Source organism: Pseudomonas sp. RIT-PI-q, from assembly GCF_001297125.1.
Classification (GTDB): Bacteria; Pseudomonadota; Gammaproteobacteria; order Pseudomonadales; family Pseudomonadaceae; genus Aquipseudomonas.
Genome location: NZ_LHPC01000039.1, coordinates 234,070 through 256,907 on the forward strand (window position 1 = coordinate 234,070; position 22,838 = coordinate 256,907).

Below are 22,838 nucleotides of genomic sequence, written 5' to 3' on the forward strand. Positions count from 1 at the left end.
ACAAGCCGCTCATCTGTAGTTTTACTACTCGTATATACATTCGAAAGGCTGAAATGCCCGAAGATTTGTAGTAAAACTACACGCCGCCGGAACAACCTCTCGGCAATCCAAGAATTTATATCGTCTGCCCACAAGGCCAGTCGCAAACTCAGGCAACCGATTCTGGAAGCCTTTCCGCCCTGGAGCAAGCCATGCAAGACCTCGATCCCGTCGAAACCCAGGAATGGCTGGACGCCCTGGAATCGGTTCTCGACAAAGAAGGCGAAGACCGTGCTCACTATCTGATGACCCGTATGGGCGAACTCGCAACCCGCAGCGGTTCGCAATTGCCTTACGCCATCACCACGCCATATCGCAACACCATTCCCGTTACCCACGAAGCACGCATGCCTGGCGACCTGTTCATGGAACGCCGCATTCGCTCGTTGGTACGCTGGAACGCGATGGCTATGGTGATGCGTACGAACCTGAAAGATTCTGACCTGGGCGGTCACATCTCCAGCTTCGCCTCCAGTGCAACCCTGTATGACATCGGCTTCAACTACTTTTTCCAGGCCCCGACCGACGAACACGGCGGCGACCTGATCTACTTCCAGGGCCACACCTCGCCAGGCGTTTACGCCCGTGCGTTCATGGAAGGCCGCATCACCGAAGACCAGATGAACAACTTCCGCCAGGAAGTCGACGGCCAGGGCTTGTCGTCCTATCCGCACCCTTGGCTGATGCCTGATTTCTGGCAGTTCCCGACCGTATCCATGGGTCTGGGCCCGATCCAGGCGATTTACCAGGCACGTTTCATGAAGTACCTGGAAGCCCGTGGCTTCATCCCGGAAGGCAAGCAAAAAGTCTGGTGCTTCCTGGGCGACGGCGAGTGCGACGAACCCGAATCCCTGGGCGCGATCTCGCTGGCTGGCCGCGAGAAGCTCGACAACCTGATCTTCGTCATCAACTGCAACCTGCAGCGCCTCGATGGCCCGGTTCGCGGCAACGGCAAGATCATCCAGGAACTCGAAGGCGTGTTCCGTGGTGCTCAGTGGAACGTGACCAAAGTCATCTGGGGCCGTTTCTGGGACCCACTGCTGGCCAAAGACGTCGACGGCATCCTGCAACGTCGCATGGACGAAGTCATCGACGGCGAGTACCAGAACTACAAAGCCAAAGACGGCGCGTTCGTGCGTGAGCACTTCTTCAACTCGCCAGAACTCAAGGCAATGGTTGCTGATCTGTCCGACGACGAGATCTGGAAACTCAACCGTGGCGGCCACGACCCGTACAAGGTCTACGCGGCGTACCACGAAGCGGTCAACCACAAAGAACAACCGACTGTCATCCTGGCCAAGACCATCAAGGGTTATGGCACCGGTGCCGGCGAAGCGAAGAACACCGCGCACAACACCAAGAAGGTTGATGTTGAAAGCCTGAAGCTGTTCCGCGATCGTTTCGACATTCCAGTGCGCGACGAAGAGCTGGAAAACCTGCCGTTCTTCAAGCCAGAACCAAACAGCGCCGAAGCCCGCTACCTGAGCGAGCGTCGCACTGCACTGGGCGGCTTCGTGCCACAGCGTCGCGCAAAAAGCTTCAGCGTGCCGACCCCGTCGCTCGATACCCTCAAGGCCATCCTGGACGGCTCGGGCGACCGTGAAATTTCCACCACCATGGCGTTCGTGCGGATCCTCGCGCAACTGGTCAAGGACAAGGAAATCGGCCCGCGCATCGTTCCGATCATCCCGGACGAAGCCCGTACCTTCGGTATGGAAGGCATGTTCCGCCAGTTGGGCATCTACTCGTCCGTCGGCCAGCTCTACGAGCCAGTCGATAAAGACCAGGTGATGTTCTACAAGGAAGACAAGAAGGGCCAGATCCTCGAAGAAGGCATCAACGAAGCGGGCGCCATGAGCTCCTTCATCGCTGCCGGTACTTCGTACTCCAGCCACAACCAGCCAATGCTGCCGTTCTACATCTTCTACTCGATGTTCGGCTTCCAGCGTATCGGCGACCTCGCCTGGGCCGCTGGCGACAGCCGCACCCGTGGCTTCCTGATCGGCGGCACCGCCGGCCGGACCACGCTGAACGGCGAAGGCCTGCAACACGAAGACGGTCACAGCCACATCCTGGCTGCCACCATCCCGAACTGCCGCACTTTTGATCCAACCTACGGCTACGAGCTGGCGGTGATCATTCAGGACGGCATGAAGAAGATGACCGAAGAGCAGCAGGACGTTTTCTACTACATCACCGTGATGAACGAGTCCTACCAGCAGCCAGCCATGCCGGCCGGCGCCCAGGAAGGCATCATCAAGGGCATGTACCTGCTCGAGGAAGACACCCGCGAAGCGGCGCACCACGTTCAGCTGATGGGCTCCGGCACCATCCTGCGTGAAGTCCGTGAAGCGGCGAAGATCCTGCGTGAAGAGTTCAACGTCGGCGCTGACGTGTGGAGCGTTACCAGCTTCAACGAACTGCGTCGCGACGGCCTGGCCGTTGAGCGCAGCAACCGTCTGCACCCGGGCCAGAAGCCTAAACTGAGCTACGTCGAAGAGTGCCTGAACGGCCGTAAAGGTCCGGTCATTGCCTCTACCGACTACATGAAGCTGTTCGCTGAGCAAATTCGTCAGTGGGTCCCGTCCAAGGAATTCAAAGTCCTGGGCACCGACGGTTTCGGCCGCAGTGACAGCCGCAAGAAGCTGCGTCACTTCTTCGAAGTCGACCGTCATTTCGTGGTGTTGGCAGCCCTGGAAGCCTTGGCTGACCGTGGTGATATCGAACCTAAGGTGGTCTCTGAAGCCATCGCCAAGTTCGGGATCAACCCGGAAAAACGCAACCCACTGGACTGCTGAGGAGACACTCTGTGAGCGAACTCATTCGCGTACCTGACATCGGCAGCGGTGAAGGTGAAGTAATCGAACTATTTGTGAAGGTCGGCGACCGTGTCGAAGCCGACCAGAGCATCCTGACGCTTGAGTCGGACAAGGCGAGCATGGAAATTCCTGCTCCCAAGGCCGGCGTCGTCAAGAGCATCAAAGTGAAGCTGGGCGATCGCCTGAAAGAAGGCGACGAACTGCTGGAGCTGGAAGTCGAAGGTGCCGCTGCCCCGACCTCCGCACCGTCCCCTGCGGCTGCCGCTGCGCCAGCTGCCAAAGCTGAAGCAAAACCGGCCGCTGCTCCTGCCGCCGCTGCTCCCGCGCCAGCTGCTGCGCCTGCTGCCGCTTCGGTTCAGCAAGTGCACGTGCCGGATATCGGCTCTGCGGGCAAGGCCCAGATCATCGAGATCCAGGTCAAGGTCGGCGACACCGTCGAGGCTGACCAGTCGCTGATCACCCTGGAATCCGACAAGGCCAGCATGGAAATTCCTTCGCCTGCCGCTGGCGTGGTCAAGAGCATCAGCGTCAAGCTCAACGACGAAGTCGGCACTGGCGACCTGATCCTGGACCTGGAAGTGGCAGGTGCTGCGGCACCGGCTGCTGCTGCTGCGCCAGCTCAGGCTGCTGCGCCTGCTGCCGCGGCACCTGCCGCTGCGGCTCCGGCTGCACCGGCTGCTGACACTGTTCAGGACATTCACGTCCCGGACATCGGTTCGGCAGGCAAGGCCAAGATCATCGAAGTCCTGGTCAAGGCCGGCGACACCGTTGAAGCCGACCAGTCGCTGATCACCCTGGAATCCGACAAGGCGAGCATGGAAATTCCATCGCCTGCCGCTGGCGTGGTGGAAAGCATTTCCATCAAGCTGGATGACGAAGCCGGTACTGGCGCCCTGATCCTGAAGCTGAAAGCCAAAGGCGCTGCCCCGGCTGCGGCCCCGGCTCCGGCCGCTGCGGCTGCCGCACCGGGCGCCCCGGCTCCAGCCGCCGCTGCACCCGCTGCTCCGGCACCGGCCGCACCTGTTGCTGCTCCAGCCAAGCCTGGCGCCAAGGTTCACGCCGGCCCGGCTGTTCGCCAACTGGCCCGTGAATTCGGTGTCGAGCTGAACGCAGTCGGCGCAAGCGGTCCGCACGGTCGCATCTTGAAAGAAGACGTGCAGGTTTACGTCAAAGCCATGATGCAGAAGGCCAAGGAAGCACCGGCCGCCGCTGCTGGCGCAACCGGTGGCGCGGGCATCCCGCCGATTCCGGTCGTGGACTTCAGCCGCTTCGGTGAAACCGAAGAAGTGCCGATGACTCGCCTGATGCAAATCGGCGCGTCGAGCCTGCACCGCAGCTGGTTGAACATCCCGCACGTGACTCAGTTCGATTCGGCTGATATCACCGACCTGGAAGCGTTCCGTATCGCTCAGAAAGCCGTTGCAGAGAAGGCCGGCGTCAAGCTGACCATCCTGCCGCTGCTGCTCAAATCCTGCGCGCACCTGCTCAAGGAACTGCCGGACTTCAACAGTTCGCTGGCACCAAGCGGCAAGGCGATCATCCGCAAGAAGTACGTGAACATCGGCTTCGCCGTCGACACGCCTGAAGGCCTGCTCGTGCCGGTCATCAAAAACGTCGACCAGAAGAGCCTGTTGCAACTGGCCGCCGAAGCCGCCGTACTGGCAGCCAAAGCGCGCGACAAAAACCTCACCGCGGACGACATGCAAGGCGCCTGCTTCACCATTTCCAGCCTCGGCCACATCGGCGGCACCGGCTTCACGCCGATCGTCAACGCGCCGGAAGTGGCGATCCTCGGTGTTACCAAGGCAACCATCCAGCCAGTCTGGGACGGCAAAGCCTTCCAGCCGAAGCTGATGCTGCCACTGTCGCTGTCCTACGATCACCGTGTGATCAACGGCGCCGCTGCTGCACGCTTCACCAAGCGCCTGAGCGACCTGCTGGCGGACATCCGCACCATCCTGCTGTAACCCCGGCCGGCCCTCCTTCACCGGAGGGCCAGTCGCGTTCGACGTTTTCCGAGCGCCACGCTCGTACCTCAACCCCGCCAATTTGGCGGGGCTTTTTTTGCCTTGAACAAAGCCACTTCCTACATGCTCGGCTGACATCGGCCACAACTCGAGTCCACTTCTGCGCAGTATTTTTTGCGGACTAATAACTAGGCTTAGTTCAAAGATTAATAGATCTTTTGGGAGCACTATTTATTTAGCTGGCATTACTTCGAATGGATTCGAACATGTTAAAACCTACAGTCGGGCCGATTATTGGCCACACCACAACTAACCACGCGCGTATCTTCTTGCGTGGCGAATTACATAAAGACGCTTTGGTATTTGCGGGCATTCGTTATCGACCGTTCGGTAACGAGCGTTGGTCAAAAGGCGTTTTTGCACAACTGACGAATGTGCGCGACATGAGCGATGTGATTACCCTCAATGACCTGACACCCGATACTGAATACGAATACCAGGCCGGCTGGTTCAGTCCGATGAGCCCGGTGCATACCGTTGAGTCGGTGCAGGAACTGCCGTTGCAATGGCCGCGGGACCCTTACCGCTTTCGCACGCAGTCCAGCCAACACGCCACGCCACGGGCCTACATCGTTGGCTCATGTCGATACTTGCGGATGACCGGCGGCGTGCCGGCCTCCCCGCGTCACGGCGACCGGATTTTTGCCGCCATCACCCATTTGGCGCAGCATGCCGAACCCCCGATCAGCGCCATGCTGATGACCGGAGACCAAGTCTATATCGATGACCTGAACTTCATTGCTCCCGACCGGGAGTACAGCGAAATACTCAACAAGTACCGCACAGCTTTTTCCCAACCCCATATCGCAAAGTTGATGTCCAGCGTGCCGACTTACATGATCCTCGATGATCATGAAATCGAAGATAACTGGCCTGACAACAAAAGTAAGTCCGATTCTTATTTATACAAAAATGCCCTGGCGGCGTATGAGCTTTATCAAGCCAGCCACAGCCCGGCCCATGAGCTTCTGGCCAGCGGACACGTCAGCAGGGATTTGCATCGCTATTGGTATCAATTCGCCGAAGGCGATATCGAATGGTTTGTCACCGACAGCCGGACCCGGCGCAACCTGTCAGCCGATAACCGTCGCATCCTCGACGAAGAACAGGAACAAGCCCTGTGCAAATGGCTGATACACAGCCCGGCCCGGGTCAAATTCGTGGTCACCAGCGTGATGTTCTACCCCGACCGCAAACGCCTGGGCGATGACGCCTGGAAGGCCTTTCCCGAGCAACGGCTACGTCTGCTGGAGACGATTCGCACGCACCGCATCAAGAACGTCGTCTTCGTCTCCGGCGATGTCCACGGCTCATTGACCAGTCGACTGACACACAGCGAAGACCCGGACTTCGAAGTCCACACCATCGTTTCGTCGCCGCTGTGCAACAGCAAACTGCTGCCGTATGCCAAGGCCTCCACCTTCATCCTCGATCAACCGTTGGCCAAAACCGCGGCGGGCGACTATCGGCATGAACTGACCAGCGCGGTCATCAGCGAAGACAACTTTGCCCACCTGATCGTCGAAGCCGAGCATATTTCCGTCCGTTATCACGACCGGAAGGGCAAGTTGCTGCAATCGATCCAGATAAAACTGTAGGAGCGAGCTCGCTCGCGAAGGACGTTAACGATAACGCGTTCTTCCTGAATAATCGCGGCGCTTTCAAGTCCATCGCGAGCAAGCTCGCGCCTACAAAACATTACTTTTTGGCCATCGGCTGGAGAAATCCTCTCTCCTGCCGACATATTCTTATAGCACTTGGCCTTCATGTCTCTTGTCAGTCAGTGTCGCAATGATGCAACCTTGCCGCAGGCAACAATAAAGAGGGCGAGAGCCCGGCGCGATCAGCATATTCGAAGCGAGTTTCCCTCCCTATGAAAAGCCAACCCGATGCCGCCAGCCGTATGGTGGCCGAGGTAGTGACGCAGTTGCCGGTGCCCTCGCGGCTCGGCATGCTGCGTTTCGAACGGCTGAATGAACCGAGCTGGGCGCTGCTGTTTCTCGATCCCAATTGCGAACGACAATTCGGCCTGCCGGCGGTGGAGCTGTGTGCCCTGGTCGGCTCGCCCTACGCGAGCCTGATGGAGCCCGAAGCGCGCTATCAACTGCATGACGCGGTCCAGTTGCAACTTACCGAAAGCCCGCATTACCTGATCCGCTACACCCTGCACACGGCCGCCGGCACCTTGAGCCTGTTGGAGTTGGGTGAAGCCTACAAACAACATAATCGACACCTGTTGCGCGGCTACCTGCTGGTGGTCGATGGCCTGTTCGGCGGCGAACCGCTGATACCGGCGCTGGACCTGGAAACCCAGAACTCGCGCCTGCAAATCGCCCTCGAACTCAATCAACGCGCCCAGCAGGAACAACTCCTGCACCTGGACCGCGTGCGTGCCCAGCAAGACCTGATCCTGCTGCTGACCCGCCAGCGCTACAGCACCAATAATTCTCTACAAGAAGCCGCCGAGCTGATCACTCGCAGCGCCTGTGACATCTACGAAATCGACTGCGCCAGCCTGTGGAACCTCGAAGGTTCGATGCTGGTGCCGATCTCGGCCTATCACCGCGCCTGCCAGGAATACCAACTGCCGGAGCCGATCGACGTCAGCGGGTTCCCCGATTATCTGGAAGCCTTGCACACCGGCCGTGCCATCGACGCCCACAACGTCGCGCGCGACCCGCGCACCCGGGAATTGGCCGAGCTCCTGCGCCCGCGTAATGTCAACGCCATGCTCGACGCCAGCATCCGCGTCGACGGCCAAGTGGTCGGCGTGCTGTGCCTGGAGCAGACCGGTGCGACCCGCGCCTGGCAATCGGACGAAATCGCCTTCGCCGGCGAGCTGGCGGATCAGTTCGCCCAGGTCATCAATAACCACAACCGCCGTACCGCCACCAGTGCCCTGCACCTGTTCCAGCGTGCGGTCGAGCAAAGTGCCAACGCCTTTCTGCTGGTCAATTGCGACGGCGTGGTGGAATACGTCAACCCGAGCTTCACCGCGATCACCCAGTACACCACCGAAGAAGTCCACGGCCAGCGGCTGTCGGAACTGCCGGCACTGGAAAACCTCAGCGAACTGCTGTTCGACGCGCCCTCGGCGCTGGCCAAGAGCAACAGCTGGCAAGGCGAGTTCAAGAGCCGCCGGAAAAACCTCGAACCCTACTGGGGCCAGTTGTCGATCTCCAAGGTGTATGGCGACAACCGCGAGCTGACGCATTACATCGGCATCTACGAAGACATCACCCAGACCAAGCTCGCCCAGCAGCGCATCGAGCGCCTGGCCTACACCGACAACCTGACCAACCTCGGCAATCGCCCGGCGTTCATCCGCAACCTCGATGAACGTTTCGCCCGAGACAGCGATACCCCGATCAGCCTGTTGCTGGTGGACATCGACAACTTCAAGCGGATCAACGACAGCCTCGGCCACCAGACTGGCGACAAGTTGCTGATCAGCCTGGCCCGACGTCTGCGCAACAGCCTGAGCCCGAGTGGCAGCCTGGCGCGCTTTGCCAGTAACGAATTTGCCGTGCTGCTCGACAACACCGACCAGCAGGCCGGTCAACAGATCGCCAGCCAGTTGCTGATGACCCTCGACAAGCCGATGTTCGTCGACAACCAGTTGATCAGCGTCACCGGTTCCGTGGGCCTGGCTTGCGCGCCACTGCACGGCCGCGACCCGCAAACCCTGATGCGTAACGCCGGGCTTGCGCTGCACAAGGCCAAGGCCAACGGCAAACATCAGGTTCAGGTGTTTACCGAAGCGCTGAACGCCGAGGCCAGCTACAAACTGTTCGTCGAAAACAACCTGCGCCGCGCCTTGACGCAAAACGAGCTGGACGTGTTCTACCAACCCAAGCTCTGCCTGCGCAGCGGCCGCCTGCTGGGGATGGAAGCCTTGCTGCGCTGGAACCATCCGGAAAAAGGCATGATCCGTCCGGACCAGTTCATCAGCGTCGCCGAAGAAACCGGCCTGATCATTCCGATTGGCAAATGGATCGCCCGTCAGGCGTGCCGCATGAGTAAAGAGCTGACCGCCGCCGGCCTGGGCAACTTGCAAGTGGCGATCAACCTGTCGCCCAAGCAGTTCTCCGACCCGGACCTGGTGGCGTCCATCGCCAACATCCTCAAGGAAGAAGCGCTGCCGGCGAACCTGCTGGAGCTGGAGTTAACCGAAGGCCTGCTGCTGGAAGCCACCGAAGACACCCACTTGCAGCTCGACCAGCTCAAGCGCCTGGGCCTGACCCTGGCCATGGACGACTTCGGCACCGGTTACTCGTCGCTCAGCTACTTGAAAAAATTCCCGATCGACATCATTAAGATCGATCGAAGCTTCATCCACGAAATCCCGGACAACCAGGACGACATGGAAATCACCTCCGCGGTGATCGCCATGGCCCACAACCTGAAAATCAAGGTCGTGGCTGAAGGCATCGAGACGGCCGAACAGCTGGCCTTCCTGCGCCGCCACCGTTGCGACGTCGGCCAGGGTTATCTGTTCGACCGACCGATCCCGGGCTCCGAATTGATCGAGAAGCTCAAACGCTACCCGCGCGGCCCTATCGCCTGACAGCGGTGTAAGACTCGGGCAAACTGCGTGTCTGACTATTCCCAAACTGAGAGGACTGATGATGGTTCTGCGCTCGGAAATTCTGGTGAACAAAAACGTGTTTCCTACAAAAGAACAAGCTCTGCCTGGCCGTGAAACCCCAATGAACTTGCCGGAAAAGCACTTCGTCCACGACGCCCCGCTGCTGGGCCCGTTTGCGATGGACGTGGATTTCGCGATCTTCGGCCTCGGCTGCTTCTGGGGCGCGGAACGCAAGTTCTGGCAGCGCGAAGGCGTGGTCAGTACCGTGGTGGGTTATGCGGGTGGCTTTACACCAAACCCGACGTATGAAGAAGTCTGCTCCGGCCTGACCGGCCACAGCGAAGTGGTATTGGTGGTCTACGAACCGGCCAAAGTCAGCTACGAAGCACTGCTGAAGATGTTCTGGGAACTGCACAACCCGACCCAAGGCATGCGCCAGGGCAACGACATCGGCACGCAGTACCGCTCGGTGATCTACGCCACGAACCCGGATCAGTTGGCCGCCGCGAAACACAGCGCGCAAGTGTTCCAGGCTGAATTGACCAAGGCTGGAAAAGGCATCATCACCACCGAAATCGACGAAGCGCCGACGGTCTACTTCGCCGAGGCTTACCACCAGCAATACCTGGCGAAAAACCCTGAAGGGTATTGCGGGATTGGCGGTACAGGCGTGACCTGCCCGATCTGAAGCAACATCACCTGTAGGAGCTGGCTTGCCAGCGAAGGCGCCCGAGAGATCACCGCCAGACCTCCCGCCGCATTCGCCAGCAAGCCGGCTCCTACAGGATTTGTGGCTTGCCGCTGCTACTCCGCAATCAACCAATCCATCTGCCACCCACCCTGGGTCTGTCCCAACTTCTTGGACAACCACGGCAGCAGCTCACGCAATTCCTCTTCCAGGCCCCACGGCGGATTCGCAATCGCCAACCCCGAGCCGTTCAGACTGTTCGGCGTATCCAACGGATGCACGAACAACTCCACCCGCAATAACTTCGGCGCGCCCGTGCCCGCCAAATCCTGATAAAAACGCCGCAACATGCGCGGGTCCTTCACCGGATACCAGATCGCCGCCACGGTTTGGCGCATCCGGCCAATCGCCTCTTTCAGCGACGCCGCGCAACGCTGCATCTCATCGAGCTGCTCGAACGGCGGATCAATCAACATCACCGCCCGCTTCTCCTGCACCGGCAACATCGCACGCGGCACATGCCAGCCTTCGCCCAGGTGCACCTTCACCCGACGGTCGCCGGCCATGTTGTCCTTGAGCAACACACCGTCTTCCGGGTGTTTCTCATTGAGCATCACCCGATCCTGCGGCCGCGTCAGGCGCCGCGCCAACTCCGGCGACCCCGGGTAATAGCGCAACTGGCCATCCGGGTTCATGTCGTGCAGCACCTTCATGTAATCGGCGGTCAACGCCGGCAGATCCGGCTGATCCCACAACCGCGCGATCCCTTCCAGGTACTCACCGGTACGGCTCGCCTGATCACCCTGCAGGTCGTACAGACCAATGCCGGCGTGAGTGTCGAGATAGGCAAACGGCTGCTCCTTGCGCGACATCAGGGCGATGAGGCGGGTCAAAGTCAGGTGTTTGAACACATCGGCGTGATTGCCGGCATGGAAGGCGTGACGATAATTCATGATTGCTCCTGCGAAGGCCGGGAAGTTTACCTTGTACGGCGACGAACGTCAGGACCTCACAGCCGAGCGGGCAATTGCAGCATCGAAGCCGCAACACAACCTGTAGGAGCTGGCTTGCCAGCGAAGGCGTTTTACCTGACACACCGCGTCGCCTCCCTTCGCTGGCAAGCCAGCTCCTACAAAAACGTGCGTATTAACTTACTCCGAAGACCGCGCCCGCAACCGCCGCCCCAGCACATCCAACACATCACACCCATCCCGCAACGGAATGGCGCAGAGTAAAGCAAAGTCACTGAGAATGAACGACTGACACTCAATCGAACCGCGCATGGACAGGTTCTCCATCACCTGAGTGACGGCCTGAATCCGATAGCTGGCAGCGTCATATAAAACATCGAGCGGCGCGTGGGTGTCGACGAACAGGGTGGGCATGTCGTCGCAGTTGCTGGTGAGCGCCATGAAGCGGTTTTCGGGGTGGGGGGTTGGTTTTACGTAGGGTGGATCGGGGTGAAGGGTTTTCATCGATTTTTAGTCCTAACGTATGGATTGAAGCCGTCAGAAATCGCTTCCACGCAATGGGTGGCGGCTGTACGCAGGTGTGGAAGACCGAGACGTTAGGCACCCGGCGCACTCGAAAGCGCCCCGCGCACAGCCACCATAAAACACGCCGAACTGGTGGCGCTTGATGCGCCTAACGATAGAAAGGCTTCCACGCCCTGTCACTGAATTTGCAGTGACCACCAAAGACTATCGATGAGATCCGATGCGCACCAGTTCATGGAAACCGCTACAACTTGAAGGAAACTTCCGACGACCTTGCCCAGAAATTTCGCAGCCTATAACACCGCCTTCGCGGGCAAGCCTCGCTCCTACAGGTCCGAGGTAGGCCATCAAAAAATGAGAACGACTTCAATCCTGTAGGAGCGAGGCTTGCCCGCGAATGAGCGCGAAGCGGTCACAAAATCTTTCAGCGCTACAGATAACGAGCGTCATCAAGTTGATAGGCCTTCAAGGCGGGCCTATGAAGACCGTCTTTCCACACCCCGCTTACCAAGTAATCGTTCCCACGCTCAGCGCGAGAACAATTATTCAGCCGCTTTACTCCGAAGGCCGCGCTCGCAACCGCCGCCCAAGCACATCCAACACATCACACCCATCCCGCAACGGAATGGCGCAGAGCAAGGCAAAGTCACTGAGAATGAACGACTGACACTCAATCTAACCGCGCATGGACAGGTTCTCCATCACCTGAGTGACGGCCTGAATCCGATAGCTGGCAGCGTCATATAAAACATCGAGCGGCGCGTGGGTGTCGACGAACAAGGTGGGCATGTCGTCGCAGTTGCTGGTGAGCGCCATGAAGCGGTTTTCGGGGTGAGGGATTGGTTTTACGTAGGGTGGATCGGGGTGAAGTGTTTTCATTGATTTTAGACCTTGGTGGATAAATTTAAGCTACCACCGGCCTTTCCTACGGGCTTGGGTGGCAGCTGTACGCGGGAGTAGGAAACTGAGGAATCCACCAAACTCAGCCACGCCGAAGCGTGCCCCACGCACAGCCGCCGCGAACGATCTTACGGACACAAATAAAGTGCCGCAATCAAACGACAGCGCTGATGCGCGGTGAATCCAAGGGTTCCTACACCCTGCCACCGCAATCGCGGTGACAGCCAAAGACTATCCCTGCAATCCATCGCGCACCAGTTCATGCAAACCGCTACAACTTGAAGGAAACGTCCGACGAGCCTGCCCAGAAATTTCCCTATTTTTACGATAGATTTAAACGCCCCTGATTCAGTCAGTAGTGCTCGCAATCAACGCGCTAATAGTTCGACGCTTGGGATTCCATATCGTGAGACACCACACGCCCCACCATTCCAAGCCTGCATCAAAATAATCGCTCCAAGGCGTGACACCGAAAATGTCGTCATCACAGGTATGCAATTCCGTATTAAGCGCATCTACCCAGTTCACTACTACGATATCCTCCGGATCATTCAACCCAAGGAGTTCACACCATTCGTAAAAAACGGATTGAGCCTCCGACTCCCCCCTTCTAAATTGGGCACGATACGGCGGATATAAAAAGGAAGCGTAAAGTGCCAGCCGTTCAAAAATATCGGTTCGATCAATTTGGGTAAGACTCAGCACTTCATCCCGGCTTAATGGGGTAGCGACGGCGCTTTCTAGGTCCCAACCAATAAGTGGTTTTTGGGTGTTCTGATACGCTGGATCCTTGATCCGATGCTCGTGCCACTCTAGCATTTCACTGAGTAGCATCTCATGAAGCACATTTAACGCCTGCCGATGAATGCTTTCATTAACGTCAACAACAGATTCAGGCGCGAGCACCAAAAATTTAAAAACACATCCAGCGTCATTCATGCGTTTACGTAATGATGCAGTTTTTTCTTCTTCAACAAACCTCAACGCAGAACTCACCACTCTGAAAAATCCTCCTGACTCGCTTTATACAGATCATCGACCCACGCCTCGGATAACTTAACGTAAATATCTTCAAAAAACGCCCTTGGATCTTTCATTGCATTCCACCCAAGAGGAAGCAAAGAATGAGACATCGGGTCATGCTCCAGAACTTCAGAAAAAACACTCGAACCACTATCAAGAGCCTCTCCCAACACAAAAAATAAAACAAATTTGTGCCGATAACTCAACCCAGCAAAGCGCTTTATAATAAATCGAGAAATTAAAAATTCTCTATCCGAAGGACAATCAGGGTCGTACGCAGCCAATTCAACACCTAGACTCTCCTCGCGATCATATATATCGAACCCGCCAAGAAAATGCTCTAAGCGTGGATTATATGGAACATTAAGAAAAGGATGCATCAACATTAAATTTTCTCTATCGGGTAAAACGTTATAGGCTGCAACGTCTCAAAATCGAATTTCATCTCAAACGCATTCATCTTAGGGATGTAACGTGGGTTGGCGGGATCTAAAGGATTAGGCTCATATCCAACGCCTATATTTTCGGCCTCCATTCGCACTACCAAATTCCCTTTACTATCCTCCCCTGTAAAACGCGACATTTTTCTGGCTTCCCTTGTCATCGCTTCATTATATGCATTCAACTGCGCTCTATGGCTCAAAAACTTAGAGCTTTTAACGGCTCTCCAGTTTTTGCCTTCATGAAGCTCGCAACTAAGGGCTTGCTGCTCAACAGCCGAACCCGAATATTCCGCTCCATCCTTATCATTAGCACGCATTTTAACTACCATTCTTACAGCACTAAAAACGACATTCTTCACAAACTTTTCGATCAACATAACCGCTATATTTTTCAATCAATTCATCTCCGCAATAAGGATCTTTCTCACCGGACTAAACTTCGACGACTTTGCCCCTCTACCCCCCTTAAACCCCGAGCTTATATCCGCTAGGCTTTACCTTCGAAAAAGGGACGGACTTATTTGCTACTCTGATCAACGCCAACAACACCTTCGAAGTGAGCAGCAAAAATTAACACGACCCTTTGCTGGGTCGGATCAGCAAAAAAACGGACTTGCTTTTCCATGAACTCCTCGTTGAGTTATGAACATCCATAATAATTAAAAACCTTCGCGGATTATCACGACACCACCTCAAAATCGACAAAAGCTAATAACTCACACAACATTACCAATCCACTTGTTTCTTAAAGTAGAGATTTGACATAGAGTCCAAAACCCTCTCTACTTTGCCAAGACTAACGTATTCATGAAAATCTCGCTTTAGCGCATCCTCATCAACGTATTTAGGGTGGCGAAGAGGAGCTTCGCATGCATAAATATAAAGCCTCCAAACATCAAATCCATCAACCCGCTCGTTCGGACCATAATCGAAGTCGACGCACATTTCCGGGAAATACACCCGACAACCGACACCATGTAGTTCATAATTTATGCCATCTAAAATTTCACCACGCTGCGGAATAGCATTTTCCCGCCACAGCCGAAGAATACACTTTTTACCAAAGCGACCCTCAAGCAAGTTCGTAGCTCTTTCTACCTGAGCCAGAAAGTCATCAATCAAATATTCCAGATTTTTATTTTTCATCTTCTCGGCCTCACCAATCTGTCATGCCCTACGTTATCAGCAGATTCTTTTACTTCATCAACATTGCTGAAAATGCTGTGATGGCGATCAATATCTTTTATCAAAACAATACTGACTTTGGTATGAGTTTGTCTGGCTGCAGCGGCCCTATGATGTCCATCGACTATATAGCGGTTGCCCCTATGTTCCACAACGTCAATTGGCCAATCGTCGTCATACCCGCTTTTTTGCATTTTTCCAGCGATACTTTCTACTTGCTTGGTGGAAGTTTTGCCCTCTATCGCATGAGTTCTTTTCAAACTGCCCGGATCTACTCCGCTGATCACATTAGGTAGCGGCGGCTCACCTACATCAACCTTAACGCCAGCAGTATCATCCGGCGTCTTACACCCAGGCTTATTCGGCGGCGGGCAATTCCCGCTCAACCCCAACGGATCAACCCACCCCGTAGGATTCAGCGTGTACTGATACGGGTTCAGCCCACCCGCCAACTTGATCTGATCTGGCGTCAGATACCGCCCCACATCCGGATCGTAGTACCGATGCCGGTTGTAATGCAGGCCGCTCTCGGTGTCGAAGTACTGTCCTTGAAACCGCAGTGGCTGGTCGAGTTGTTCTCCCCCGCCGAACGTCTGGCGAGTCACTTTGCCGTAGGCGTTGTACTTCGCTGACCAGACGATTTCGCCACTGTAATCGGTCAGTTCTTGCGGTGTGCCGAGATGGTCGAGTTGGTAGTAGAACGGGCACGCCTGGCGCGGGCCTTTGCCGTCGAGCATGGCCAGCGGGCGGAAGCTGCCCGGTTCATAGACGAAGCTGCGGTAATGCTCGCGAGCACTTTCGGCGACGAGGTTGTCGCCCTGCCAGAAGAATTCGGTGGTGTTGCCGTCGACGGTTTTGGCGATGCGGCGGCCGAAGGCGTCGTAGCGATAACTCGCGCCACTTCCATCCGGCAAGGTGACGCCGACCAGTCGGTGCTGGCAGTCGTAGCGGTATTCGGTGACCAGTTTTTGCGCAGTGCCTCGGCGTTCGCGGATGAGGTTGCCGAAGGCGTCGTAGTCGTAATGCCGATCACCCTGCATCAACAACCGATTGCCCGAAATCTTCGCCGCGCCGGGGCGGTCCTGCATGAGCAGGTTGCCCGCCGGGTCGTGGGCAAAACTTTCCGGCGGGGCGTCGCGGCTGTGGCGCACGCGGGGCAGGTGGCCGAGCGGGTCGTAGTCATAGCGGCGCTGGCCGTGGCGGGGGGCGGCGGGGCTGTCGAGGTTGCCGTTGGCGCTGTAGGCATAATCGCGGCGATACAGCGGTTGTTGGTTTTGTCTGACAGCGTGAGCCTTCAGACGCCCCTGATCGTCGTAGGCGTATTCGCTGAGCAGCAGGCCTTGCTGGCGTTGCTGTTCGCGACCGAAAGCAAATTGGTGCGTGGTGAGCCGCGTGCCGTTGAGGTCGATGGCGGTCAGCGCGCCGCCCTTGGCGTGGTGGTAATCGAGTTTGCTGCCGTCCGGCAGGCGCAGGCGGTTGAGTTGGCCGCAGGCATCGTAGCCATAACGCAGCGTGCCCCAGCCTTGGTGCTCGGTGATCAGGCGATCTTGCTGGTCATACTCGAATTCCAGCGGATGGTCGTGGCCGTCATCGACGCTGATCAGGCGGCCGAGGCTGTCGTAGCGGTATTCGACTTGGATGCCATCGGGCAAGGTCTTGACCAGCAACCGCCCTGCCGAGTCCCGCTCATAAGCTGTGACTAGTTGCGAGCCATCATTGCCGAACTCGGTTTTCTCCAGCAGATGGCCGTTGAGGTCATAGGCGTACGCCGTGCGCTGCCCATCGAAGCCGGTCTCTTGTCGGATGAGGCCGCTGGGCGTGTAGTCCAGCTGATATTTTTCGCCGGATTCGTTTTCGATCTCGGTGAGCAACAGCTGCGCATTGTCGTAGCGATAACAAAGCTGGGTGCCGTCGGGGTTGAGTCGGCGGCTGACCAGGTGCAAGTCATCGACGTACTCAAAACGCGTCCCCCGGCCCAGTTCATCGCGCTCGGCGGTGATCTTGTCGTAGGCGTTGTAGCCGAAGGCGCGAGTAGCACCGGTAGGAAGCGTCGTCTGGATCAGTCGTCCAACAGCGTCCCAGTTGTATCGGGTAACCGCACCGTGTTCATCCTGACGGGTAATCCGCCGCCCCAACGCATCGTAGGAAAACCGCCGTTGCCCCCCGTCCGGCAAGGTTTCTTCAAGCAGTTGGCCCAAGGCATTCCAGACAAAAACATGGCGGCTGGTGTCCGGATAGCGGATCGACAGCAGCTGGCCTTTTTCATCGTAGAAATAGTGGGTGACCTGCCCATCCGGATCAGTCGCTTCGGTGATGTCACCCTGAGCATTGCGCTGATACTTCCACACGGCTTTGCCGCGATACCGCGTATGCAGGAAACCGTTGCGGTACTCGTAGGCCGTTGGCTTGTCTTGCGGGGGAATCAGCGCAACCAGCCGTCCGACTTCGTCGTAGTGGTACTCGGTGACAGCTCCCAGCGGATCCTGCTCGGCAATCAACCGACCCTGATCGTCGTAGGCTTTGAGCTGCTCGCCGCCATCCAAGGCGACCTTGCGCACCAGCCGCGCACGATCGTCGTGCTCATAAACCTCTTCGCTGCCATCAATGTTCTGGACGGTGACGCTGCCCTCGTCATCCCAGACGTAACGCGCGTCCATCTGCGTAAACGATGCCCAGTGGCGGACACATCGCGCCGCCTTGCCGGACCTTTCCCACGCCCAGAAGAAACTCGCCCCACCGGCCAGTTGCCGCCGTAGGATCACGTGTTGCTCGTCGTAGTCGTAATGCTCGCTTTCGCTGGCGGCGTTACTCGCTTCAATCAGTCGACCGCGCTCGTCATAGCGATAAGTGACCAGCGTTTGTTCGGTGTGCCAGGCTTCGTCGAGGGTCGGGGCCGGGACAAACACCTGATAGTCGACGGCAACCAAATGGCGGCGGTCATAGCGCAACAACAGGGCGCGACCGGCACCGTTGTCGAGGCGCTGGACGCGATCCTGGCGGTCGCGGCTGATGCGCAGGCGATTGTCGTAAGCGTCGCTGATGGTCGTGAGCTGACCGTTGATGAAGTGATAGAAACGCGCGTCGTCGCCGGCCTGGGCGAGGATCAGTTCTTCCGGTTGATCGCCGAGAAAAATCGCCGCCCGCGACAGGCTGTTGTGGATCGCCGGGCGTTCGATGTTGGGTAGCGGAAAGGTCGTACGGCGGTTTTCGTGGTCGATCCAGGTGACGTGTTCGCCGTCGATGTCCAGTCGATGCGCGAGGCTGTGGCTCCAGCCAAAACCGAGGCCACCATCGATTTCGGCGGCGCTGGTGCGATAGAGCCGGGTGAAGTCGAACGGCAGGATGCCGTCCAGCGAGCCGTCGGTGAGGGTCAGCAGTTCTTCGCCGGTGACCATCGACACCGGGCATTTGTTGGTGGCGGTTTTATCGGCGGCATCGGCGCTGTCGCCGTTGGGGTTGGTGGCCTGCTTCGGAGCGTTGTCGTGGTGCTCGTCTTTTTTCAGCGTGGTGTTTTTGCGTCCATTCCAGCGCAGCTCCATCCGGCCATTTTTCAGCCCCGCTGCAACGCCGCGCGCGGCGACTTTTTTGTAGCGGTCGACGTAGGCCATAAAGGTGTCGATGACCGCGACCATCGACTTCACGAAGCGCATTGCCGCCTGAAAAATCTGCGTGCTGTACTGGGTCAGGCGCACCGCCAACCAGGCAATACCAACCCCAACCACACACAACACCAGGCCAATCAACAGGTCGATGACCAGGCCGACCACCAGCTTGGACAAGGCCTCGGCCGAGGACCCGGCCAGTTGCGCCGGCGGCAACATGCCAGCCACAACGTGACCGTGCGCATCAGCAAACACAGCGCCGCCTCGTCGCTGGCCAGCAACATGGCTTTTTCAATTTTGTCGGGAGCGCTTTCTGCGAGTTTGACCAGTTCGCCGGCACTTTCGCCGAGCTTTTCGATAAAGGCGTTGGGGTCTTTCAGGATGTCGGTGAGTTCACCGATGCCATCCCAAACCTCTTGAATCGCGGCCCAGCCTCCCGCGAGCATTCCATTGCCCACCGCCGCCAACGAAGCTGACGCCGACTGCTGTGACCATTGCGGTTTGAACCCTTGCCACTCCTTGCGCAGCCAGCTTTCCAGTTCATGAGTCAGGCCGTCGTAAGATTTGAAAAGTTCATCAACTTGGTCCGAAGTCACAGCACTCTGGACATGAACGCGATAGAACTTTCCGGCAGTCCCCTCAAACGTCCCCTTGCCATTTTGATCGAGCGTGACCGCGGTTTTTTCGCCACCCTCAACGGCAATAACATCGACCTGAATGTTCCCCAGAGGAATGTCGTAGACCGACTCAAACTTGCTCTCAATCTCCAGAATCCCGCTCTTCGGGCACTGCGCAAGCGTCGAGAAAAAATCGTCATCACCACTGCTCACCGCTGTAGTGGTATTGCCGAGTTTTATCAGCCGCTCCATGCCTAGCAGCGACGGCATGTCCGTGGCGCGGCTGACCTTGTCCGCATTGCGACTCAAGAAGCCGCCCAGCTGCTGGCGATACACACTCAACGTGTCTTTGAAGCCGTCGAGCTCCTGCTCGATGCGCACGATCTGATCCATCAGTTCAGCTCCGTCATCAGGTAATCCACCAAGGCTGATTTCGGTGCTTCATGCAGATGAGGCGTCTCAAGAAAGATCGCCACTTTGTGCCGCAACACGCTCTCCGAAAACGCTTCGTAAAGATCAGGACGGTCCTCGCTCAGCCACTTCAGCAAGTTGTTGATGCGGGTTGTTGTGGACTCGGCGGCGAGGTGTTTGAGCAGTGATTCAGAAACTTCCCACCACGGAAAAACCTTCGAGGTTTTCAGCGCACTGCCACCGATGTCGAGTGCTTGACCATTGATCAAACAGCGGTCGATCACCGGCATTAGTTGCGCGGCATTAACCTCGGCAGACTGAAGAATCGGCAGCAAATGGCGCCCATCCCAGAAGCGAAAAAACACCGCGTTACCGTTGGGCAAAAGGACTTGCGTGAGGCTGCGTAGATGCTCGACCAGCGCCTCTTGAGTGACAGAAGACACCGTCAGCCAACCCCAGTCGCGAGACTCGGTAGTGGCGACCCACTGCAGAAACTCACTGCCATCAGCGATGATTCCGACATAGGGCATCACCGCTTCCCACTCGGCGTAAACGGTGTCGGCCCAAATCGGACGGGGTGCTTGAGCAGTGATCGAACGCTGCCAGGCCCTAAAGGGTTCGGCCACGCTCGCATTGCTGAAGATGGCGAACAATTGTTCCGAGGGTTTCAGCGGCTGGCGTTCGAGCCAGCCACAAGGTGACAGGGCATCAGGCTGCACAGACACCGTCCTTGCAGCGCTCGCATTCTTCGCAGAACGGCGCGTCGCTTTTCAGGCTCAGCATCTGCGCCACACTCAGTGCAACGAGTTTTCTTTGAGTGGTCGGTGCGCCCAGTGTCGGCATCGGCGCACCTCCGACCTGAATCGGTACGCTGCTGAAGATCCCGCCGGGGCCGATGTTGATCCAGTGCCCGCCCGCCTGAATCGTCGCACTGGCGCCGCCATCGATGACCACTTGCTGGCCAGCGCTGACATGGAATTGCCCGCTCGCCTTGACGGTCTGGCTGTTTATACGGACGTGTCGATCACCGTAGACGTGCAGGTTATCGGTCGACTCAAGCTGCTCGATGCTGCCAATGACAGCGCTGCGCTCGTGGCCCACCTGAACGTGCAAGTCGTGCCGCACGAGCTGGGTAAAGTCACGCTGGGCGCGCACGTAGATTTCCTCGGCGCCGCGACGGTCCTCGATGCGTAACTCGCTGTAGCCCTTTTCCCCATTCGGATACGCAGGACTGCTTTGACTGCGTAAGACGCTGCTGGTCTTGTCTGCCGGAAGATTCAATGCCACCGGGTTGGCGCCATTCGGCACGCAGCCCATCACCAGCGGTTTGTCGGCATCGCCGTCGACGAACCCCACCAGCACTTCCATGCCGACGCGCGGAATCAGTACGCTGCCATAGCCGTCGTGAGCCCAACTGCTCGCCACCCTCAGCCAGCAACTGGAACGATCATTGAGTGCCTCCTCACGGTCCCAGGCGAACTGAACCTTGACCCGGCCGTACTCGTCGCAGTGGATCTCGCTGTCTTTGGGCCCAGTGACCACGGCCGACTGATAACCGGCCATGCGTGGTTTTTCCGGCCCCAGGGGCGGACGAAACGAAACGTCCCACGGCGTTGCCAGAAAGGTATTGCGATAACCCTGGAAATTGCCCTCGCCATCACTGGCGGCCGACTCTTCCAGCACTTGCGGCTGACGGCCGTGATGGTCGATGTGGGTAATCAGCCACAGGTCATTCCATTCCTGACGTGGATGCTCACCGAGCTGTAGGAAGTGGCCACTGACCAGCGCTGATTGATCGCCGTGGCCTTCAGCCTGACGGTAGTCCGCAGCATGACGTTCAAGCGCTCGTTGAACCCGATGTTTGCCCTGTTCGCGATCAGTGAATTGGCCGGGAAACTGGTAGTCCTCAAGCACCGGTCGCTGTTCGCTGTCGAGGTGACTTTCCAGTAGCAGGCGAGGTTTTTTGAAGTCGTAGTCGCGACGGGTGACCGCTGTCGTCCGGGTTTCTACGCGCACATTGAAGCGCTTGATAGTCGGCATCTCTGCGGCCATCCCGCTGCCTGGCAGGTACACCGTCGGCTCGGGCAGAAGAGGGAAAAACGTCTGATCATCGCCGAACACCAGCAGGTGTCCGTCAGCGCTGTGCTGGAAGTGGTAATGAATGCCGATCTCGGCACACAGCCGCTGGATAAACGCCAGATCGCTTTCCGCGTATTGCACGCAATACTCTCGCTCGGGGTACGTGCTATTGAGCTTGAATGCGAAGGCATCGTGCTCAAGGACACCGTGGTCCTCGAGGATTTGCGCAATGATCGTCGGCACACTCTTGTGCTGGAAGATCCGCTGATTGATGCGTTGGCCGAGGTAGGCCAGGCGTGGGACCAGGCTGACCTGGTAGCGTGTCAGACGTTTCCCGGAATCCCCCTGGCCGACCCGATAAATCTGACCGTGAACACCGGAACCTTGCGCATCGAAACTCAGGAACGCCTGACGATGCAGGAGGCTTTCGAGTTCGATGTCCGGCCGTTCGCTGACCAGTTCCAGGTCAAAACGGTAGGGTTGGCTGATGGCTTCCTTGCCCGTGAACTCAAGCACGTTGAGCTCATTCTGGACGCCGTCGATCGTCAACGTGAAACGCGGTTGATTGGCAGGATCGAACATCCGATGTCTCTCTGCAGAATGAAGGCGAGCGATTCTGCATGAGCGACAAGGGGTGTTGATGGGAGGTCAGGCAATTCAGAATCGCCCTACTTTTTTAGAGAAACTTCCTTCAAAAAATCGGGATGCTGGGCTATAGACAAGTCATGTGTTGTGGCGGATGGCCTCTTCGCGGGCAAGCCTCGCTCCTACAGGTTTTGCGCAACTCTTGTAGGAGCGAGGCTTGCCCGCGAAGGGGCCATCAAACCCAACAACTTTCTCCCCGCAAACAAAAAACGGCCCGCCTCCAAATGGAGCGGGCCGTTTTCATGTTCGGCGAAAGGTCAGAGCCCTCGGCCCTCC

The 22,838-nt window shown here is 57.5% G+C and carries 13 protein-coding genes and 2 pseudogenes; 5 read left to right on the top strand and 10 right to left on the bottom strand.

Annotation, left to right across the window (positions count from 1 at the left end; all coding sequences use genetic code 11):
- Positions 1-191 precede the first annotated feature (191 nt).
- The 5 genes from aceE (at position 192) to msrA (ending at position 10,161) form a co-directional block, all read left to right on the top strand.
- Complete coding sequence (gene aceE / locus AEQ67_RS21715) at positions 192-2,837, top strand: pyruvate dehydrogenase (acetyl-transferring), homodimeric type (protein ID WP_059405873.1); 2,646 nt, start codon at positions 192-194, stop codon at positions 2,835-2,837.
- Positions 2,838-2,848: 11 nt separating this feature from the next.
- Positions 2,849-4,825 (top strand): dihydrolipoyllysine-residue acetyltransferase, encoded by a 1,977-nt coding sequence (gene aceF / locus AEQ67_RS21720; protein WP_059405874.1) that lies wholly within the window; start codon positions 2,849-2,851, stop codon positions 4,823-4,825.
- A gap of 266 nt (positions 4,826-5,091) precedes the next feature.
- Entirely contained in the window at positions 5,092-6,483 is a 1,392-nt protein-coding gene (locus AEQ67_RS21725) for an alkaline phosphatase D family protein (protein WP_059405875.1), read from the top strand.
- Between the two features lie 275 nt (positions 6,484-6,758).
- Positions 6,759-9,452, top strand: a complete 2,694-nt coding sequence (locus AEQ67_RS21730; RefSeq protein ID WP_059405876.1) for a sensor domain-containing phosphodiesterase — start codon at positions 6,759-6,761, stop codon at positions 9,450-9,452.
- Between the two features lie 61 nt (positions 9,453-9,513).
- On the top strand, positions 9,514-10,161 hold the full coding sequence (gene msrA / locus AEQ67_RS21735; protein WP_059405889.1) for a peptide-methionine (S)-S-oxide reductase MsrA: 648 nt from the start codon (positions 9,514-9,516) through the stop codon (positions 10,159-10,161).
- 116 nt (positions 10,162-10,277) lie between these two features.
- Here msrA and AEQ67_RS21740 read toward each other — a convergent pair whose 3' ends face one another.
- The 10 genes and pseudogenes from AEQ67_RS21740 to AEQ67_RS21785 form a co-directional block, all read right to left on the bottom strand.
- A complete protein-coding gene (locus AEQ67_RS21740; RefSeq protein ID WP_059405877.1) occupies positions 10,278-11,114 on the bottom strand; it encodes a 23S rRNA (adenine(2030)-N(6))-methyltransferase RlmJ in 837 nt (278 codons plus the stop codon).
- Positions 11,115-11,312: 198 nt separating this feature from the next.
- A complete protein-coding gene (locus AEQ67_RS21745; protein WP_059405878.1) occupies positions 11,313-11,636 on the bottom strand; it encodes a hypothetical protein in 324 nt (107 codons plus the stop codon).
- A gap of 576 nt (positions 11,637-12,212) precedes the next feature.
- A pseudogene (locus AEQ67_RS21750) lies at positions 12,213-12,536 on the bottom strand (hypothetical protein).
- Between the two features lie 369 nt (positions 12,537-12,905).
- Positions 12,906-13,553, bottom strand: a complete 648-nt coding sequence (locus AEQ67_RS21755; protein ID WP_236710390.1) for a hypothetical protein — start codon at positions 13,551-13,553, stop codon at positions 12,906-12,908.
- A complete protein-coding gene (locus AEQ67_RS21760; RefSeq protein ID WP_059405879.1) occupies positions 13,550-13,966 on the bottom strand; it encodes a hypothetical protein in 417 nt (138 codons plus the stop codon). Before AEQ67_RS21760 ends, AEQ67_RS21755 begins: the two co-directional genes overlap by 4 nt.
- On the bottom strand, positions 13,966-14,418 hold the full coding sequence (locus tag AEQ67_RS36330) for a hypothetical protein (RefSeq protein ID WP_236710391.1): 453 nt from the start codon (positions 14,416-14,418) through the stop codon (positions 13,966-13,968). The genes AEQ67_RS21760 and AEQ67_RS36330 overlap by 1 nt, the downstream gene beginning before the upstream one ends.
- 331 nt (positions 14,419-14,749) lie before the next feature.
- The gene (locus AEQ67_RS21770) at positions 14,750-15,169 is read right to left on the bottom strand and encodes a DUF6896 domain-containing protein (protein WP_059405880.1); all 420 of its coding nucleotides are present in this window, start codon (positions 15,167-15,169) and stop codon (positions 14,750-14,752) included.
- Positions 15,166-19,820: pseudogene (locus tag AEQ67_RS36600) on the bottom strand (RHS repeat-associated core domain-containing protein). Before AEQ67_RS36600 ends, AEQ67_RS21770 begins: the two are co-directional and overlap by 4 nt.
- On the bottom strand, positions 19,820-20,557 hold the full coding sequence (locus AEQ67_RS21780; RefSeq protein WP_059405881.1) for a DUF4123 domain-containing protein: 738 nt from the start codon (positions 20,555-20,557) through the stop codon (positions 19,820-19,822). The pseudogene AEQ67_RS36600 and the gene AEQ67_RS21780 overlap by 1 nt, the downstream one beginning before the upstream one ends.
- On the bottom strand, positions 20,547-22,499 hold the full coding sequence (locus tag AEQ67_RS21785; RefSeq protein WP_059405882.1) for a type VI secretion system Vgr family protein: 1,953 nt from the start codon (positions 22,497-22,499) through the stop codon (positions 20,547-20,549). The genes AEQ67_RS21780 and AEQ67_RS21785 overlap by 11 nt, the downstream gene beginning before the upstream one ends.
- Positions 22,500-22,838 lie beyond the last annotated feature (339 nt).

Coding starts and splice junctions, on each gene's coding strand:
- msrA (WP_059405889.1), top strand. CDS start 9,514: ATGGTTCTGCGCTCGGAAATTCTGGTGAACAAAAACGTGTTTCCTACA.
- AEQ67_RS21725 (WP_059405875.1), top strand. CDS start 5,092: ATGTTAAAACCTACAGTCGGGCCGATTATTGGCCACACCACAACTAAC.
- AEQ67_RS21740 (WP_059405877.1), bottom strand. CDS start 11,114: ATGAATTATCGTCACGCCTTCCATGCCGGCAATCACGCCGATGTGTTC.
- AEQ67_RS21770 (WP_059405880.1), bottom strand. CDS start 15,169: ATGAAAAATAAAAATCTGGAATATTTGATTGATGACTTTCTGGCTCAG.
- AEQ67_RS21785 (WP_059405882.1), bottom strand. CDS start 22,499: ATGTTCGATCCTGCCAATCAACCGCGTTTCACGTTGACGATCGACGGC.
- AEQ67_RS21760 (WP_059405879.1), bottom strand. CDS start 13,966: ATGTTGATGCATCCTTTTCTTAATGTTCCATATAATCCACGCTTAGAG.
- AEQ67_RS21745 (WP_059405878.1), bottom strand. CDS start 11,636: ATGAAAACCCTTCACCCCGATCCACCCTACGTAAAACCAACCCCCCAC.
- aceE (WP_059405873.1), top strand. CDS start 192: ATGCAAGACCTCGATCCCGTCGAAACCCAGGAATGGCTGGACGCCCTG.
- AEQ67_RS21730 (WP_059405876.1), top strand. CDS start 6,759: ATGAAAAGCCAACCCGATGCCGCCAGCCGTATGGTGGCCGAGGTAGTG.